The sequence below is a fragment of the Micromonospora sp. Mcm103 genome (genome assembly GCF_024519755.1).
Classification (GTDB): domain Bacteria; phylum Actinomycetota; class Actinomycetes; order Mycobacteriales; family Micromonosporaceae; genus Micromonospora; species Micromonospora aurantiaca.
In genome coordinates this window covers 1-16,015 of the sequence record NZ_JALJRJ010000017.1, presented here as the reverse complement: position 1 = coordinate 16,015, position 16,015 = coordinate 1, and the positions used below count along the sequence as shown (strand labels likewise).

At 73.6% G+C, this 16,015-nt stretch carries 18 protein-coding genes and 2 tRNA genes; 11 read left to right on the top strand and 9 right to left on the bottom strand.

The features are described 5' to 3' along the window. Positions 1-55: 55 nt before the first annotated feature. Positions 56-1,123, bottom strand: a complete 1,068-nt coding sequence (locus tag OC439_RS20665; RefSeq protein WP_262014845.1) for an LCP family protein — start codon at positions 1,121-1,123, stop codon at positions 56-58. 164 nt (positions 1,124-1,287) lie between these two features. Between OC439_RS20665 and OC439_RS20660 the strand changes: the two genes are divergently transcribed. Continuing rightward, positions 1,288-1,587 (top strand): hypothetical protein, encoded by a 300-nt coding sequence (locus OC439_RS20660; protein ID WP_262014844.1) that lies wholly within the window; start codon positions 1,288-1,290, stop codon positions 1,585-1,587. Between the two features lie 54 nt (positions 1,588-1,641). Continuing rightward, entirely contained in the window at positions 1,642-2,679 is a 1,038-nt protein-coding gene (locus tag OC439_RS20655) for an expansin EXLX1 family cellulose-binding protein (protein ID WP_262014843.1), read from the top strand. A gap of 144 nt (positions 2,680-2,823) precedes the next feature. On the opposite strand, the gene OC439_RS20650 is transcribed toward OC439_RS20655, so the two are convergent. The 3 genes from OC439_RS20650 to bcp all read right to left on the bottom strand — a co-directional run bounded on the left by OC439_RS20650 (position 2,824) and on the right by bcp (position 4,073). After that, the gene (locus OC439_RS20650; protein ID WP_262014842.1) at positions 2,824-3,351 is read right to left on the bottom strand and encodes a GNAT family N-acetyltransferase; all 528 of its coding nucleotides are present in this window, start codon (positions 3,349-3,351) and stop codon (positions 2,824-2,826) included. Between the two features lie 64 nt (positions 3,352-3,415). Next, positions 3,416-3,501, bottom strand: a tRNA-Leu gene (locus OC439_RS20645). Between the two features lie 101 nt (positions 3,502-3,602). Beyond that, positions 3,603-4,073 carry a thioredoxin-dependent thiol peroxidase gene (gene bcp / locus OC439_RS20640; RefSeq protein ID WP_262014841.1) on the bottom strand — a complete coding sequence of 157 codons (471 nt, stop codon included), beginning with the start codon at positions 4,071-4,073 and terminating at the stop codon, positions 3,603-3,605. Between the two features lie 122 nt (positions 4,074-4,195). Here bcp and OC439_RS20635 point away from each other — a divergent pair, with 122 nt between their 5' ends. From OC439_RS20635 to OC439_RS20620, 4 genes are read left to right on the top strand one after another with little or no spacing between them, the layout of a single operon-like run. Further along, positions 4,196-4,915 carry an energy-coupling factor ABC transporter permease gene (locus OC439_RS20635; RefSeq protein ID WP_030270233.1) on the top strand — a complete coding sequence of 240 codons (720 nt, stop codon included), beginning with the start codon at positions 4,196-4,198 and terminating at the stop codon, positions 4,913-4,915. After that, positions 4,912-5,349, top strand: coding sequence for a PDGLE domain-containing protein (locus tag OC439_RS20630; protein WP_262014840.1), 438 nt, complete (start codon positions 4,912-4,914; stop codon positions 5,347-5,349). The genes OC439_RS20635 and OC439_RS20630 overlap by 4 nt, the downstream gene beginning before the upstream one ends. Before the next feature lie 2 nt (positions 5,350-5,351). Further along, the gene (cbiQ, locus tag OC439_RS20625) at positions 5,352-6,122 is read left to right on the top strand and encodes a cobalt ECF transporter T component CbiQ (RefSeq protein ID WP_262014839.1); all 771 of its coding nucleotides are present in this window, start codon (positions 5,352-5,354) and stop codon (positions 6,120-6,122) included. Continuing rightward, on the top strand, positions 6,119-6,880 hold the full coding sequence (locus OC439_RS20620; RefSeq protein ID WP_262014838.1) for an energy-coupling factor ABC transporter ATP-binding protein: 762 nt from the start codon (positions 6,119-6,121) through the stop codon (positions 6,878-6,880). Before cbiQ ends, OC439_RS20620 begins: the two co-directional genes overlap by 4 nt. Before the next feature lie 241 nt (positions 6,881-7,121). On the opposite strand, the gene OC439_RS20615 is transcribed toward OC439_RS20620, so the two are convergent. The 4 genes from OC439_RS20615 to OC439_RS20600 are packed head-to-tail and all read right to left on the bottom strand — an operon-like array spanning position 7,122 to position 10,061. Further along, positions 7,122-8,210: a hypothetical protein gene (locus tag OC439_RS20615; RefSeq protein WP_262014837.1), complete on the bottom strand. Its 1,089-nt coding sequence runs from the start codon at positions 8,208-8,210 to the stop codon at positions 7,122-7,124. Beyond that, positions 8,207-8,923 (bottom strand): thioredoxin domain-containing protein, encoded by a 717-nt coding sequence (locus OC439_RS20610; protein ID WP_262014836.1) that lies wholly within the window; start codon positions 8,921-8,923, stop codon positions 8,207-8,209. The genes OC439_RS20615 and OC439_RS20610 overlap by 4 nt, the downstream gene beginning before the upstream one ends. Next, complete coding sequence (locus OC439_RS20605) at positions 8,916-9,443, bottom strand: MauE/DoxX family redox-associated membrane protein (RefSeq protein WP_262014835.1); 528 nt, start codon at positions 9,441-9,443, stop codon at positions 8,916-8,918. The genes OC439_RS20610 and OC439_RS20605 overlap by 8 nt, the downstream gene beginning before the upstream one ends. Positions 9,444-9,473: 30 nt before the next feature. Next, a complete protein-coding gene (locus tag OC439_RS20600; RefSeq protein WP_262014834.1) occupies positions 9,474-10,061 on the bottom strand; it encodes a sigma-70 family RNA polymerase sigma factor in 588 nt (195 codons plus the stop codon). A gap of 222 nt (positions 10,062-10,283) precedes the next feature. Between OC439_RS20600 and OC439_RS20595 the strand changes: the two genes are divergently transcribed. The 3 genes from OC439_RS20595 (at position 10,284) to OC439_RS20585 (ending at position 13,686) form a co-directional block, all read left to right on the top strand. Next, the gene (locus OC439_RS20595) at positions 10,284-11,951 is read left to right on the top strand and encodes a copper resistance CopC/CopD family protein (protein WP_410054942.1); all 1,668 of its coding nucleotides are present in this window, start codon (positions 10,284-10,286) and stop codon (positions 11,949-11,951) included. A 16-nt stretch (positions 11,952-11,967) separates the two neighbouring features. Further along, positions 11,968-12,693, top strand: a complete 726-nt coding sequence (locus OC439_RS20590; RefSeq protein ID WP_262014832.1) for a YcnI family protein — start codon at positions 11,968-11,970, stop codon at positions 12,691-12,693. Between the two features lie 141 nt (positions 12,694-12,834). Beyond that, complete coding sequence (locus OC439_RS20585; RefSeq protein ID WP_262014831.1) at positions 12,835-13,686, top strand: hypothetical protein; 852 nt, start codon at positions 12,835-12,837, stop codon at positions 13,684-13,686. A gap of 102 nt (positions 13,687-13,788) precedes the next feature. Here OC439_RS20585 and OC439_RS20580 read toward each other — a convergent pair whose 3' ends face one another. After that, positions 13,789-15,084: a glycosyltransferase 87 family protein gene (locus tag OC439_RS20580; RefSeq protein ID WP_262014830.1), complete on the bottom strand. Its 1,296-nt coding sequence runs from the start codon at positions 15,082-15,084 to the stop codon at positions 13,789-13,791. Between the two features lie 74 nt (positions 15,085-15,158). On the opposite strand from OC439_RS20580, the gene orn reads away from it, so the two are divergent. Beyond that, a complete protein-coding gene (gene orn, locus OC439_RS20575) occupies positions 15,159-15,749 on the top strand; it encodes an oligoribonuclease (RefSeq protein ID WP_013474266.1) in 591 nt (196 codons plus the stop codon). Positions 15,750-15,839: 90 nt separating this feature from the next. Next, positions 15,840-15,915: transfer RNA gene (locus OC439_RS20570), tRNA-His, on the top strand. The last annotated feature ends 100 nt before the right edge of the window (positions 15,916-16,015 follow it).

The following is a 16,015-nucleotide window of genomic DNA, read 5'->3' as shown; positions in this document are numbered from 1 at the left end:
GCAGGATACGAGCGACCCCGCCCCGCCGCCAGCACCGGCATGGCAGATCGACGTCCTACTTTCCGCTGATGGCGAGGATCTCGGGGACCGAATCGCGGCGCACCGCGTCGAACAGCGTCTTCGAGCGCGCCGGATCGGGGAACACGACGCTCTCGCTGCCGACCCGGCCGGTGCCCTTGACCGGGCAGGTGAAGAACGTCAGGTTGCCGCCGCGCAGGCCCCGCATCTCCATCGCGAGATCCACCAGCGACAGTGACTTGTCGACGGCCACCGAGTCGGACGTGGCGCGGACGAACGAGTTCAGCTTGGCCGGGTTGGTCAGCACACCGCCCGAGGCGGCCTTGTCCAGGATCGCCTTGATCACCTGCTGCTGGTGCCGGATACGCGCGAAGTCGCCGTCCGGGAAGGCGTGCCGCTCCCGCGCGTAGTCCAGCGCGGCGGCCCCGTCCATCGTCTGCCGGCCCTTCTCGAAGGTCCGCGTGCCGATCAGCGAGTACTTCGTGGTGAAGCCCTTCTCCACGTCGATCTCGACACCGCCGAGCGCGTCGATGATCTCCTTGAAGCCGGCGAAGTCGACCATCGCCACGTTGTCCACCCGGACGCCGCTGAACTTCTCCACCGTCTGCACCATCAGCGGCACGCCGCCCCAGGCGTACGCGGCATTGATCTTCGCGTCGCGACCGCCGCGGCCTTCCTTCGACTTCGGGACGGCCGTCCAGGTGTCGCGGGGGATCGAGATGAGCTGGGCGCTCGACCGGTCCTTCGGCAGGTGGGCCAGGATGATCGTGTCGCTGCGCGAGCCGCCGGTGCTCTCCGGGTCGCGGGAGTCGCTGCCCAGGATCATGATGTTCATCGCGCCCTTGGCCTCGACCTGCGGCCGCGACTCGTCCGGGACGCCCTCGAAGGCGTCGACCCGCTCGATCGACTTGTCGACGGAGCGGTAGTAGAGGCCGCCGGCCAGGGCGGTGCCGCCGGTCAGCAGCACCACTACGAGCAGCACGATCAGGGCGATCCGCCGGCCCCGGCGGCGCCGGGGCGCCTTCTCCTCCACCGGCCCGCCCGGCTCCACATCGGAGCCCTGCGCACGACTGTCGGAATCGGTGAGCTGGTGGCGATCTGACATGCCGCGATGCTACTGATTCGCGTCGTACCGTGTGGACCCGCGCCCGGACGGTGACGCCCCGGCGGCGCGGGTCCGCCGCGGTGAGGTGGCCGGGTCCGGGCCTTGCCCCGGCCGGCTGCGGGATCGATGATGGTGAGGAATGCCACATCGACCGAGGAGTCGAGATGCAGGTCATCCACCAACCGCGGGTGGCGTGGGACGCCGCCCGGGTCATCGGCGGGGCGATCCACGACGAGCAGCTGTTCGGCTGGCTGCGTGGCGAACTCGGCGCCCTGATGGGTCCCGCGGCGGCGGTGGCCCTCGACGAGAGCCGGGACCGGGTCCGCTGGGCCGGCGACGCCCGGCTGCCGGTCGAGACCGGCGTGTGGCGCGTCCGCCTGGAGGACTCGCTGCGGCAGCGCCCCGACCTGGCCGGCGGGCTGGCCGGTGTCGTCTCCACCGCCCGTACGCTGCGCCCGGTTTAGCTTTCGCTTAGCTCGCTTGTCCCACGGCACGCCGGTCCGGCAGCATCGACCGGCGTGACCGACGGCCCCGCACCCCACCCGCCGACCACCGGCGCCGCGCCCGGACCCGCCACCCCGGACGACCGGCGCCGCACCGCCGCACGCCGTCGCCGCCTGGCCGCCGCCGGGCTGGTCACCGTCGCCGCCGCGGTCGCGGTGACCCTCGCGGTACGCGGCGGGGCCGCCCCCGCCTGCGCCGCCCCGGCTGGGCGCGCTGCCGTGGCCGCTCTTCCGCCCGCCGTTCTGCCGCCCGGCGCTGCCCTGCCGGTGGCTGCGGCCCCGCCCGTCGGTGGCGCGACGCACAGCGGCAAGGCCACCTTCTACGACTCCGAGGGTGCCGGTGGCAACTGCTCCCGGCCCGCCGCGCCCGCCGACCGGATGTACGTCGCGCTCGGCCCGAGCGAGTACGCCTCCGGCGCCTCCTGCGGCGGCTTCCTCGACGTCACCGGCCCACGCGGCACCGTCCGGGTGCTCGTGATGGACCAGTGCCCGGAGTGCGCACCAGGCCACCTCGACCTGTCCGCCGAGGCGTTCGCCCGGATCGCCGATCCGGTGCAGGGAGTGGTGAAGGTCAGCTACCGCGCGGTGGTGAACCCGAGGCTGCCCGGCCCGCTCACCTTCCGGATGAAGGAGGGCTCGTCGCAGTGGTGGTTCGCCGTCCTGGTCGGTGACCACGGCAACCCGCTGCGCTCGGTCGAGGTACGGCAGAACGGTTCGTGGCGGGCGGCGCAGCGGCAGGACTACAACTACTGGCTGATCCCGTCCGGGGCCGGTCCCGGCCCGTACGAGATCCGGGTCACCGACGTGTACGGCCACCGCGTGACGGCCACCGGCATCCGGATGCTCCCCGGCCAGGTGCAACGCAGCAAGACCCGCATGTACGGCGCCGATCCCGCCACCCCCAGGCCGACCCCGAAGAAGCCGACCCCGACGCCCAGAACCTCCACCCCAAGCCCTTCCACCCGCACAACGTCGCCGGCCCCCGCCCCCGCCCCGGTGGACCCCGTCGTGCAGGCAGCCGCCGCCCTTCCCACCCAAACCCCCTGTTCCTGACCCGCCCCCACCTCGTTGATCTTGCACTTGCGGCCCTCGACATGCCCTGAATGCGGCTTTTGCGGGGGCGGAAAGTGCAAGATCGGCGGGGCAGGCTAGGGCGGGGCGGGGCGGGGCGGGGCAGGGCGGGGTGGGGTGGGTGGGTCAGGGGGAGGTGGGGAGGTCCAGCCACATGAGGATCTCGTCGCGGGCGTCGGTGGGGGACAGGCGCAGTGCGGCGGGGAGGCGGCCGATCTCGCGGTAGCCGAGGCGCTTGTAGAAGCGGTCCAGCCCCAGGCCGTCGCGGACCGTCACGTGCAGCGCCGTCAGGCCGAGGCCGCAGGCGATCCGCTCGGCCTCGCGCATCAGCGCCGCGCCGTGGCCGCGTCCCTGCGTGTCCGGGTGCACCATGACGCGCTTGAGCACCCGCCAGTGCGTCTTGAGGTGGAACCGGTTGTCGGCGATGACCAGCACCGCGACCAGCTTCTCGCCCTCGTAGCCGGCGAGCAGCCGGTCCGGCCCGTCCGCCACCTCGTCGAGCGTGGAGGTGGCGAGCGGGCGTACGTCGTCGGCCGTCACCGGGGCGACGAAGCCGACGGCGCCGCCGGCGTTCGTCACGTCCACCCAGAGCGCGATGATCTGCTCGCGCAGTTCGGGAGTCAGGTCGGGGTCGAGTACGAAGCGCAGGTCCACGACGCCATCCTGCGCGTGACGACGTGGCCCGGACCCGCGTTCGTGATGCGGGTGACACAGTTGATGGTGCGGGAGGGGGGTTTCGAACCCCCACGTCCTCTCGGACACAGGCTCCTAAGGCCTGCGCGTCTGCCGTTCCGCCACTCCCGCCGGCCCGCTGAGTTTAGAGCGTCGCGCCGGAGCCGTGTGTACTCCGGGCCGCGACCGGCCGCGACGCGACGAGCCGCGACGAGGCGGCCCGTCCGGCGACCTCAGTCGAGGCCGAGGTCCCGGCGCAGCTTGGCGACGTGGCCGGTGGCCCGCACGTTGTAGAACGCCTGCTCGATCTTGCCGTCCTCGTCCACCACGAACGTCGAGCGGATCACGCCGGTGACGGTGCGGCCGTACATCTGCTTCTCGCCGAACGCGCCGTACGCGGTCAGCACCGCCTTGTCCTCGTCGGAGACCAGCGGGAACGTGATGGCGTCCCGGTCGCGGAACTTGGCGAGCTTCGCCGGCTTGTCCGGCGAGACGCCCACCACCTCGTAGCCGGCGGCCTGGAGGGAGGCGAGCGAGTCCCGGAAGTCACACGCCTGCTTCGTGCAGCCGGGCGTCATGGCGGCCGGGTACGCGTACAGGATGACCTTGCGGCCGCGCAGGCCGGACAGGGACAGCGTGCCGCCGTCGTCGGTGGGGAGGGTGAAGTCGGGGGCGGGGTCGCCGGGCTTGAGGCGGTCGGTCATGGCGGTGACGATACCGCCGGGCCGGTACGGTCGGCGGGCGGCGACGCGCGGGCGCGGTGACGGGCACCATGTGCAGTTGCAAGATATTGGCAACAGTGCCTTCCTGGAAATACGCTGAGCGCGTGGACACCCTGGCGATGCACATCTCCAACGGGATCATCAACGGTCCGGTCGCCGCGATCTTCGCGGCTCTCGCCCTCGCCGCGCTCGCCTTCTGCGTGCTGCGGGGCCGCGCCGACCTCGACGACCGGCTGGCCCCGATGGCCGGGCTGGTGGCGGCGTTCATCTTCGCCGTGCAGATGCTCAACTTCCCGATCTTCACCGCCGGGGTCAGCGGTCACCTGCTCGGCGGGGCGCTGGCCGCGCTGCTCGTCGGCCCCTGGGTCGGCGCGCTCTGCGTCGCCGTGGTGCTCATCGTGCAGGCGCTGGTCTTCGGTGACGGCGGGGTGGCGATGCTCGGCCTCAACATCACCAACATGGCGCTGCTCGGCACCGCCGCCGCGTACCTGCTGATCGCGCTCCTGCTGCGCGTGCTGCCGCGTACCCCGGCCGGCCTGGCGGTCACCGCGTTCGTGTCCGCGCTGGTCAGCGTGGTGGTCGCGTCCCAGGGCTTCGTCCTGCAGTACTGGCTGGGCGGCACCACCGACCTCGGCGGCAACCTCACCGGCCTGGCCGGCACCATGGCCTTCGCCCACCTGCTCATCGGCATCGGCGAGGGCCTGATCACCGCGACCACTGTGGTCACCGTCGCCAAGGTCCGGCCCGACCTGGTGTACGCGCTGCGCGCCCTCAAGCCGGCCACGCCGGCTCCCGCCGTCCCGGTCGCCGGAGGTGCCCGATGAGCAAGCGTCACTGGCCGTTCCTGCTCGGCGGTCTGCTGGTGGCCCTGCTGCTGGCCGGCGTGGTCAGCAACTACGCCTCCTCGCACCCGGACGGCCTCGACTCGTCGCTGCTCAAGGGCTGCACCGTCAACGCCGACGACGAGATCACCGGCGGCAGCTGCCCGGCCCAGCAGGCCAAGGACCACGAGCTGGCGGACAGCCCGCTCGCCGACTACGGCGTACGCGGCATCGGCAACGACTTCCTCTCCACCGGCCTGTCCGGCGTACTCGGCGTGCTGCTCACCTTCGCGCTCGGCGGCGGCCTGTTCTGGCTGGCCCGCCGCCGCGGCCCCGCCACGCCCGTCACGTCCGCCGGGCCCGGGGCGCCTGACACGACCACCGCGACCACCGACCCGGCGGGCGACGCAGCGACCCCGTCCACCGGCACCCGCTGACCATGGGCGCCGGGCACGCGCACGTCCTCTACCGCGAGTCCGGCTCGCCGGTGCACCGCCTCCCGCCCGAGGTGAAGATCGCCGCGATGGTGCTGTTCACCATCGCGGTGGTGGCGACGCCCCGGGAGGCGTACTGGGCCTTCGGCGGCTACGCGCTCCTGGTCGCCGCGGTGGCCGCGCTGGCCCGGGTCGGCCCGCGCTGGCTGCTCAGCCGGGCACTGATCGAGCTGCCGTTCGTGCTGTTCGCGTTCGCGCTGCCGTTCCTCGGGGCGGGGGAGCGGGTCGAGGTAGCAGGGCTCGCCCTGTCCGTCGACGGGCTGCACGGCGCGTTCAACATCCTCGCCAAGGGCACGCTCGGCGTACTCGCGTCGCTCCTGTTGGCGGCGACCACGACGACGCGTGACCTGCTGCTCGGCCTGGACCGGCTGCGGTGCCCGCAGATCCTCACCCAGATCGCCACGTTCATGCTGCGCTACCTGGAGGTGCTCGTCGGCGAGGCCCGCCGGATGCGCGTGGCGCGGGTGTCGCGCGGCGACGACCCACGGTTCCTGTGGCAGTTGCGCGGCTTCGCGGCCGGGGTCGGCGCGCTGTTCCTGCGCGCGTTCGAGCGCGGCGAGCGGGTCTACCTGGCGATGCTCTCGCGCGGCTACACCGGCCGGATGCCGGCGGTGTGGCAGGGGGCCGGCGCGGCCACCGCCGGCCAGTGGGCGGCCGCCGCGACCGTGCCGGCGATCGCGGCCACCATCGCCGCCGTCGCGCTCGTCCTGCAATGATCGGGTACGTGCAGCAGCCGCCCTCCCTCGACGTCAACGGCGTCCGGTACGCGTACCCGGACGGTCACGTCGCCCTGCACGGCGTGGACCTGACCGTGCCGCGCGGCGATCGGGTGGCGCTGCTCGGGCCCAACGGCGCCGGCAAGACCACGCTCGTGCTGCACCTCAACGGCATCCTCACGCCGACCGAGGGCACGGTGACCGTCGGCGGCCTGACCGTCAGCCGGGACCGGGACACGCTGGCCGAGGTACGCCGCCGCGTCGGCATCGTCTTCCAGGACCCGGACGACCAGCTGTTCCTGCCCACAGTCGCCGAGGACGTGGCGTTCGGCCCGGCCAACCTGGGCCTGCGCGGCGCCGAGCTGGCCGCCCGGGTCGACGAGGCGCTCGCGGCGGTCGGCATGAGCGAGCATCGGGATCGCGCGCCGCACCACCTGTCGTTCGGGCAGCGGCGCCGGGTGGCGGTGGCGACGGTGCTGGCCATGCGCCCGGAGATCCTGGTGCTGGACGAGCCGTCGTCGAACCTCGACCCGGCCGCCCGGCGGGAGCTGGCGGAGATCCTGCGTGCCCTGCCGGTGACGTTGCTCATGGTCACGCACGACCTGCCGTACGCGGCCGAGCTGTGCCCCCGCTCGGTCATTCTGGACGGCGGCCGCATCGTCGCCGACGCCCCCACCGCAGACCTCCTGTCCGACGAGGCACTGCTGACCGCCCACCGCCTGGAGCTGCCTTACGGCTTCGCCCCCCGCCCCACCTGACCCGGCCCTCGCCCGTCCCGCCCTCCTCCGCCGCGATCTTGCACTTTCCGCCCGGGCATTCCGGGACAAGAGCCGCAAGCTCGGGGCGGCAACTGCAAGATCACGCCGTCCAGGGGTGAGTGCGGCGGGAGTGGAGCGGTGGAGATCTTGGTAGGAAAGGGCCCCTAGGGGGGCCGTTTGGTACCAAGATCTCGCGGGGGCCCGGGGACGCTGACAACCTCCACTCAGAGGGCGGGGCGGGTCAGGGCACGGGGGTTGGGTGGGGGGTGGGGCGGGCTGCCCTTGCGGCGGTGCGCAGGCGCAGCAGGCCCGCCGCCACCGCGCCGGCACCCGTCGCCAGGCCGAGCACCACCAGCACCCGCACCAGCGTGGCCGGGCCGGCGGCCGGGGGGATCGCGCGGGACAGCGCGGCCAGGTTCGTCGCCCCGGCGAACAGCGTGAGGCAGGCGCCTGCGAGCGCCAGCACGAAGTCGGCGGCCGGGCGGCGGGCCAGCGCGTACCCGCCCGCGGCGAGCGCGCCGAGCCCGGTGAGCAGCGTCCACACCTGGCCGGTGACCAGCTCGGCGAGCGTTCCGCCGACGCCGGGCGCGCCGGTGTCCAGCGCGCGGGCGACGGTGAGCGCCACCGTGGCGGCGCCGCCCAGGGCGAGCAGCGCGCCGACCGCGCGCAGCGCCCGCACCCCGGCGGCGGTGCCACCAGGTGCCAGCCCGGCCGCGCCGATCAGCAGGAAGCCCAGCGTGGCGGCAACCCACCAGGGGTACGGGTCGGGCGGCGGCACCCAGTCCAGCGTGCCGCGTACGGCTCCGGTGGTGTCACCGGCGCGCAGCGGCACCGCCCAGTCGCGTACCCGGTGTTCCCGGTCCGGGTCGGCGGCGACGGCGGCCGGCGGAGCCTCCTCCCGCCACAGCGTGCGCTGGTCGTGCCAGCGGGCGGTGGGGCCGTCGTCGATCCGCCGCCAGTCGGGCGCGGCGGCCGGGTTCGCCTCGGCCGGCAGCCGGGTCTCCCCGGCCAGCGTCCGGTTCAGGTACGTGGCGGGGGAGCGGGTGTTCTCGTACACGCCGCCCGGGCCGATGCGCAGGTACGGCTCACCGGAGTAGCCGAGCACGGTGACCTCGGCGCCGGTGTCGTTCGTCAGCTCCAGTCGTGCGCCGGCCTCCACCATGCGCGCGGTGAGGCCGGGCCGATCCGGGTCGACGCCGCTGATCGTGGCGCGGTAGTCCGTGCCGTCGGGCGCGTCCGCGCCGTGTGCGGCGGCCGGCGCGGCGAGCGTGAGCAGCGCGGTGGCCGCGACGGCGAGCACCAGCGCGGCCCGGCGCAGGGGTGCGATCACTTGCCGGCCGCCTCCACCGCCGACTTGATCCCCTCGGGGCTGCGGTCCTGGAGCTCACTGCCGTTGACCTTGATGGTCGGGGTGCCGGTCACGCCGGCCTTGCTCGCCTCGTCGGTGACGTGCTCGGTCCACGACCGGTACGTGCCGTCGGAAACGCAGGAGGCGAACTCGTCCCGGTTCAGTCCGACGCCCGCGCCGATGTCGACGAGTTCGTCGTTGCTGAGCCCGGCGCCGCCCTCCGGCGGCTGCTTGGCGAAGAGCTGGTCGGTGAACTCGCGGAACTTGCCGCCCTGGGCGGCGCAGCCGGAGGCGGCCGAGGAGCGGGTCGAGTATTCCGTGGTGGAGAAGCGGTTCAGGAACGCCACCGGGTGGAACACCAGCTTCGCCTTGCCCTCACTGACGAGCTGGTTGAGCGTCTCGCCGTTGACCTGCTGGAACTGCTTGCAGGCCGGGCAGAGGTAGTCCTCGTACAGGTCGATGGTGACCGGCCCGGTGCCGAGCACGATGCCGGTGCCGGCGTCGTTGGCCCCGGGCGGGGCGGTGAACTCGTCGGACTTCTGGCTGGAGTAGACCGCCCAGCCGATGCCGCCGGCGATGACGAGCACCAGCACCGCGGCGATCGAGGTCCAGAGCGTCCGCTTGCGCCGCTTCTCCCGGGCGATCTGCTCGCGTACGACCCGGGCCGCGTCCTTGCGCCCCTTGCGACTACTCATCGGTGTCCTCCACGGTGTCGTCGCCCGCCAGCCACCCGTCCACCGAGAACGGGGTGCGGGGCCAGATCAGCAGGAACCCGGCGAGTACCAGGAACCCGAGGTCCCGGAGGATCTCCGGGAGGTAGCTGGGCGTCTGGCCGGCGGCGAGCTGCCCGCCGCTGCCGAAACACCCGCAGTCGATGGCCAGGCCACGGGCCCAGGCCGAGGCGATGCCGGCGATGAAGACCACGAGCAGCGCCGCTGAGACGCCGGCGCTGATCCGGGTGGCGAGCCCGGCGAGCAGCAGGACGCCCAGGGCCAGCTCGACGAACGGCAGCGCCGCGCCGATCACCGTGGCCACGTCGTACGGCATCACCTGGTACGCGTTCACGGCCCGGCCGGAGGCGGCAAGGTCGCCGACCTTGGTGCCACCGGCGACCAGCCACACGGCGGCCAGTCCGAGGCGGGCCGCGACGCCGAGCCAGGGCCGCAGGGCCGGCCAGCGGCCCGCCCGGGGTGAGGGGGAGGGGGTCACAGTCATTCGTCGTCCGAGCGCCACGAAAGGTTCCCGCTATCCGGCCAACGTGTCGCCGACGGCGTCGACCAGTTCGTCGCGGGCGCGGGCCACCCGGGAGCGGATCGTGCCCACCGGCACCCCCTCCACGTCGGCGGCCTCGGCGTACGACAGGCCGAGCAGTTGGGTGAGCACGAACGCGGAGCGCCGCTCGGCGGGCAGCCGGCGGACCAGGTCGGTGGCGCCGAGCTGCCCGGCCGGGTCCGGGTACGGGCGGTCGGTGGCGGCCTGGGCGGCGAGCCGCGCGTCGAGCCGGCGGCGGCGCACCACTGTGCGCAGGTGGTCGGCGCAGGCCCGCCGGGCGATGCCGAGCAGCCAGGTCCGCACGCTGGAGCGCCCCTCGAAGCCGGGCAGCGCCCGGAACGCCCGCAGGTATGTCTCCTGGGTGAGGTCGTCCGCCGTGTCCGGGTCGACGAGCGCGGCGGCGAAGCGCCACACCTCGGCCTGGGTGGCCCGGACGAAGGCGGCCTGCGCGTCGCGGTCGCCGTCGCGGGCGGCCAGCGCCCAGCCGGTGGCCGCGTCCCGGGCAGCGTCGGGCGCCGACACGGGGCGGTCGGCGGCGGTGTCGCGCGGGCCGGGGATCACGTCACCCGAGGTTACGCGGCGTACCTGGAGTGGACAGGGTCCTTCGACCCATTCCGTGGTCCCGCACACGCCGGGAACTTTTCCCGCCCGCCGTCCGACTACCCTCCCATGACCTCCGAGCAGGCCCGGCGTGGCGCGCGCCGCCGTGCCGGGTGGGCGCTCGGTCACGCCCGCCCGAGACCGGCTCGCCGGACCCGCCCCGGTTCGGGAACCATGGCGGTCATGACTGCTGCCGTACGCCGCCCGTCCCGGGCCGTCGCCGCCCGCTCCGGGGCCGCCGCCGGGCTGCTGCTCCTGCTGGTCGCCCTGCTGCTCGCCCCGGCCTCCCCGGCTGCCGCCCACGCGGTGCTGGTGAGCAGCAGCCCTGCCGCCTCCGCCGTGGTGCCCGAGGCGCCCGCGCAGGTGGTGATCACGTTCAGTGAGGGCGTCCGCAAGGTGCCCGGGAAGGTCCGGGTGATCGCCCCCGACGGCTCGCGCGCCGACCGGGGCGAGCCGACGTTCCAGGGCGCCGAGGTCACCATCCCGGTGGACCCGTCCGGCGGGCGCGGCACCTACCTGGTGAGCTACCGGGTCATCTCGGCCGACAGCCACCCCGTCTCCGGCGCCTTCACCTACTCCGTCGGCGCACCGTCCGAGCCACCCACCGACAGCGGTTCGGACAACCGGGCGAACCCGGTCACCGAGAACGCGGTGAAGGTGGCGAAGTACGCCGGCTACGTCGGGTTGCTGCTGCTCGTCGGCCCGGCGCTGGTGCTCGCCGCGCTCTGGCCGCGCCGGCTGTCCCGCCGGGGACCGGCGCGGCTGGCCTGGACCGGGCTGGGCCTGCTGGCGGTGGCCACCGTGGCCGAGGTGTGGCTGCAGGTGCCGTACGTCAACGGCGGTGGTCTGTTCGACGTGACCGGCTCCGGACTCAGTGACGTGCTCGGCAGCGCCTACGGCACCACGCACCTGGTCCGGCTGGGCCTGCTCGCGGCGGCGGCGTTCCTGCTCCGGCCGCTGTTCGCCGGCCCGATCGGCCGTACCGACGGGATCATCCTGGCGGTCCTCGGCGGCGCGGCGCTGTTCACCTGGCCGCTGGCCGGGCACGCGGCGGCCTCGCCCGCGCCCGCGGTGTCGGTGGTGGTGGACGCGGTGCACCTGGGCGGCATGGCGGTGTGGCTGGGCGGCCTGGTCATGCTCGCGGTGTTCCTGCTGCGCCGGGCCGACGAGCGCGAGTTGGACGCGATCCTGCCGATCTGGTCCCGCTGGGCGGCGCTCGCGGTGGCCGCGCTGCTGCTGGCCGGCACCGTGCAGGGCCTGATCGAGGTGGCCGGTCTGCAGGCGCTGTTCGACACCACGTACGGCCGGCTCCTGCTCGCCAAGATCGCGCTGTTCGTGCTGGTGATCGGCGTGGCCGCGTACTCCCGGGCGCTGGTGCGGCGGCGGGTCGCCGCCGGCCGGCCGGGCTCGATGCGGCGGGCGGTGGTGGCCGAGCTGGCGATCACGGCGGTGGTGCTGGGCGTGTCGGCGACGCTCGTGCAGACCACCCCGGCGCGTACCGCCGCCGCGAACGTCGCGGGCGCCGAGCAGGGCTACTTCTCGGCCACGCTGAGCAGCCCGCTCTACTCGCTGGAGGTCCAGGTGGACCCGGCCGAGACCGGCAACAACTCGATGCACCTGTACGCCTACACCAAGGACAGCCGCCCGCAGCCGGTGCAGGAGTGGAAGGTCACCGCCGCGCTGCCGTCGGCCGGGATCGAGCCGATCACCGTCCCGCTGCTGCCGTTGAGCGACAACCACGCCACCGGCGAGGTCAACCTGCCGGCCCGGGGTGACTGGCAGGTGCGCATCACCGTCCGCACGTCCGACATCGACCAGGCCACGGTGACCGCCACCGTGCCGATCAAGTAACGGAAGGTCCCATCTGATGATCCGTCTCCGGCGCTCCGCGACAGTCGCCGCGCTGACCCTCACCGCCGTCGCCACGGCCGTGCTCGGCGTGGCCGGTGCGGCCTCGGCGCACGTCACGATCAACCCGGCCGAGGGTACGCAGGGCGGCTACGGCCGGTTCGCGTTCCGGGTGCCGAACGAGAGCGACACGGCGTCGACGGTCAAGGTCGAGGTGAACCTGCCGGAGAACGCCCCGGTCGGCTCGGTCTCCACCATGCCGGTGGCGGGCTGGACGGTGGCGGTGGAGAAGCGCAAGGTCGATCCGCCGATCGAGGTGCACGGCAGCCAGCTCACCGAGGCGGTCTCCAAGCTGACCTTCACGGCCGCGCCGAACGGCGGCGTGAAGCCGGGCGAGTTCCAGGAGTTCCCGGTGTCGATGGGCCCGCTGCCGCAGGCCGACACGATGGTGTTCAAGGTGCTCCAGACGTACTCCGACGGCAACGTCTCCCGGTGGATCGAGGAGCCGACGCCGGGCGCGGAGGAGCCGGAGAACCCGGCGCCGGTGCTCAAGCTGGCCGCGGCGGCGCCCGCCTCGTCCGCTGCGAGCGCGCCGGCCGCCGCAGCCGACGACGATGACGACGACGACGGCTCCGGCGGGGCCACCGCCCTCGGCGTGGCCGGCCTGGTCGCCGGACTGGGCGGCCTGGCCCTCGGCGGTCTGGCGTTCGCTCGTACCCGGCGGGAGCCCGCCGCGAAGTCCTGAACGCGAGCCACGCACCGGCCCGGCGGAACGATCCGCCGGGCCGGTCGCCGTTCCGGCCCCGGTGCCGCCGATATCCGGCGATCGGCCGACCCCCGTCGGTAAGGTCGGCCGGGTAATCGGCTACCGAGAGGGACGACGCGAATGCGTTTCGTACGCACGATCGCCGGCATGGTGCTGCTGGCGTTGGGGATTCCGGCGCTGCTGGCGGGCGGAGGTCTCTGGCTCGCCGCCCGGCACGCCGGCCCGGACGGCGGCTTCGGCGCCCGGTTCGAGCCGGTCCGCACGCCGGCCCGCGCGGTGCTGGTGACCGACGTGGACGCGTTGCTACGCGCCGACCTGCCGCTGGCGCGTACCGGACAGGCCCGGCTGCACCTGACCGCGCGGGACGACGACGGCCCGGTCTTCCTCGGCCTCGCCCCGGCCGACCAGGTGCGACGGTGGCTGGCCGACATCCCGCACAGCACCGTGCGCCGCGTCGCGGTCACCCGGGGCCCGCTGCCTGTCGATCTCGACCCGGCCACCGTCGGCGCCGCCACCGCCGCGCCGATGACGGAGCCCTTCTGGGTACGCGAGGGCGTCGGCTCCCTGGAGTGGAGCCCGGCGGAACTGTCCGGCCGGTCGCTGAGCCTGGTCGTGATGCGCGTGGACGGCGCGGACGAGCTCGACCTGCGGATGCGTGCCGAGCTGCGGGCCGGATGGTTCCCCGGGCTGGCATGGGCGCTGCTGGCCGGCGGCACGCTGCTGGTGGTCCTCGCGGTGGCGGTGCTGCTGCGCCCGCTGCGGCCGCGTGAGGTGGTCTTCGTGGTCGAGCCGGACCAGGTGCCGGTGCTGGCCGGGCGTCTCGGCGTCACCTCGCTGAGCGGCCTGGGCCGCCAGCCGGGCCCGGTGTCGCGACCCGAGCGGCACCTGGTGGCGGTGGGCTCCGGGTCCGGCGGGCGGACCCGTGCGGCGATCGCCGCCCCGCCCCGCCGGTGCCCCGACGACAAGGACTGAGGACGGGAAACCGAACGGCCCTCCGCGCTGCCGACGCGGAGGGCCGTTCATCACCGGGGGATCGGTGCTACCTGGGAGAAAACTGAGGTAGTTGATACCAGATTAGCGCTGATCGCCGTTTGTTGCGAGGTGTGTCCGTTCAGTCCGGGTCATCGGTTTCTCGCCCGCATGCCGGCGGATCGGCAGCACCGCGAGCAGGAGCAGGCTGAGCAGCACGTACACGTTGCGGACGACGAAGTCGACAGGATCGTCCGTGTGCACGATGGCGGTACCCCAGTCCTGGAACGTCACCAACCCGTACACGATCGGCAGGCCGACGACGGCGACCAGCGCGAAGAGGCCGCCGCGACGGCGGGCCCCGGCGGGCGTCGCCGGATCGGCGTCCAGTGCCGCGTCGACGAGCACCACCACCGCGGGGATGAACCAGTACAGGTGGTGGATCCAGGTGATCGGGCTGACCAGCCCGCCCACCAGCCCGGTCACTGTGAGACCCACGAGCGCGTCCCCCGCCCGGGCCGCGCGCGCCGCCCGCCACAGGCCGAACGCGGCCACCGCCAGCACGAGCAGCAGCCACAGCAGCCGGTCCGGCTCGGCCGGCGCGGTCAGGCGGCTGAGCAGCCCGAACAGCGACTGGTTGCCGGTGTAGTCGGGGCGGCCCACCCGGTCGGTCACCCACAGCTCGTGCGTCCAGAACCGCCACGAGTCACCCGGCGCGACCGCCGCGGCCAGCAGCGTGGCCACCGCCGCCGTCACCGCCGCCACGGCCGCCGCCCGCCACTTCCGGGCGGCGAGCAGGTAGAGCACGAAGATGCCGGGGAACAGCTTGAGCGCCGCGGCCAGGCCCACGCCCACACCGGCCCAGCGCCGCCCCTGCGGTACGGCGAACAGCAGGTCGCCCAGGATCAGCACCACCAACAGCATGTTGATCTGCCCGAGCGTGAGCGTCTCCCGCGTGCTCTCCACCGCCAGCACCAGCAGCACGGCGACGGTCAGGCCGAACCCGCGCGGCAGATCGTGCCGCCGCAGCACCGGCAGCACCAGCCAGCGGGTGGTCACCACCACGGCGGCCACCGTCAGCACCGCGAAGGCGGCGATCGCCACCCCGAGCCTCAGGTACCCGAACGGCGCCAGGAGCAGCGCCGCGAACGGCGGATAGGTGAAGTACAGCGCGCCCTGCAGCCGGTCCGGCTGGACGTAGTCGTAGAGCGGGTGCCCGGCCGCCCACCAGTCCATCGCCGACATGTAGATCTTCTGGTCGTAGTAGTCGTGGCGCAGGTTGGGCAGGTAGAGCGCCGGCAGGATGGCGACCAGCGCCAGCACCGCTACGACCCGCCGGACCGTACGCGCGCCCGCGTCGTCGCGGGCGACGGCGGGTGGCGCGTCGGGTTCGGCTGGCACGCAGGAAACCCTAGCGGTCCACCTCGGCCGCCGGGCCGAGGCGCGGGCGCGTCGGCGGCGCGTAGTCTGTTCCGGTGGCTGATCTTCTCGTCTGGATCGACTGTGAGATGACCGGGCTCGACCTGCGGCGGGACGCCCTGATCGAGGTCGCCGCGCTCGTCACCGATCCCGACCTCAACGTGCTCGGTGACGGCGTCGACGTGGTGATCCACGCCGACGACGAGGCGCTCGACGGCATGCCGGAGATCGTGCGCACCATGCACGCCAAGTCCGGCCTCACCGAGGAGGTACGCCGCTCCACGGTGACGCTGGCCGAGGCCGAGGACATGGTGCTCGACTACGTGACCAGCTACGTCAAGGACCCGCGTACGGCCCCGCTGTGCGGCAACTCGATCGCCACCGACAGGGGCTTCCTGGCCCGCGACATGACCCGGCTCGACGCGCACCTGCACTACCGGATGATCGACGTGTCCTCGATCAAGGAGCTGTGCCGGCGCTGGTACCCGCGGGTGTACTTCGGGCAGCCGCAGAAGGGCCTGGCCCACCGGGCGCTCGCCGACATCCGGGAGAGCATCCGCGAGCTGGAGTACTACCGGCGGACCGTGTTCGTGCCGCTGCCGGGGCCGGACGTCGAGGCCGCGAAGGCGATCGCCGCCCAGCTCTGAGGGCCCCGCCGAACCCGGTGGACGGGGTCGGCGGGAGTGTGGCTATGATTAGTCCGCGCACCGCCCCGGGCGACCGGAGCGGCGAGCATGGTGGCTGTAGCTCAGTTGGCAGAGCACCGGGTTGTGGTCCCGGTTGTCGTGGGTTCAATTCCCATCAGTCACCCCACACGACGAAGCCCCCTCCTCCGGGAGGGGGCTTCGTCGTGTGCCGGGGATGCTCCTATAGAAGTCAAGGGGTGTTGAGGGTGGTGAAGTCAGCGAGGAGG

Bases quoted from the DNA above. Each gene is read 5' to 3' on its own strand.
- OC439_RS20660 (WP_262014844.1), top strand. From the start codon at position 1,288: ATGCAGGTCATCCACCAACCGCGGGTGGCGTGGGACGCCGCCCGGGTC.
- OC439_RS20585 (WP_262014831.1), top strand. From the start codon at position 12,835: ATGCGTTTCGTACGCACGATCGCCGGCATGGTGCTGCTGGCGTTGGGG.
- OC439_RS20610 (WP_262014836.1), bottom strand. From the start codon at position 8,923: ATGAGTAGTCGCAAGGGGCGCAAGGACGCGGCCCGGGTCGTACGCGAG.
- OC439_RS20665 (WP_262014845.1), bottom strand. From the start codon at position 1,123: ATGTCAGATCGCCACCAGCTCACCGATTCCGACAGTCGTGCGCAGGGC.
- cbiQ (WP_262014839.1), top strand. From the start codon at position 5,352: ATGGGCGCCGGGCACGCGCACGTCCTCTACCGCGAGTCCGGCTCGCCG.
- OC439_RS20620 (WP_262014838.1), top strand. From the start codon at position 6,119: ATGATCGGGTACGTGCAGCAGCCGCCCTCCCTCGACGTCAACGGCGTC.
- OC439_RS20590 (WP_262014832.1), top strand. From the start codon at position 11,968: ATGATCCGTCTCCGGCGCTCCGCGACAGTCGCCGCGCTGACCCTCACC.
- OC439_RS20605 (WP_262014835.1), bottom strand. From the start codon at position 9,443: ATGACTGTGACCCCCTCCCCCTCACCCCGGGCGGGCCGCTGGCCGGCC.
- OC439_RS20630 (WP_262014840.1), top strand. From the start codon at position 4,912: ATGAGCAAGCGTCACTGGCCGTTCCTGCTCGGCGGTCTGCTGGTGGCC.
- OC439_RS20595 (WP_410054942.1), top strand. From the start codon at position 10,284: ATGACTGCTGCCGTACGCCGCCCGTCCCGGGCCGTCGCCGCCCGCTCC.
- bcp (WP_262014841.1), bottom strand. From the start codon at position 4,073: ATGACCGACCGCCTCAAGCCCGGCGACCCCGCCCCCGACTTCACCCTC.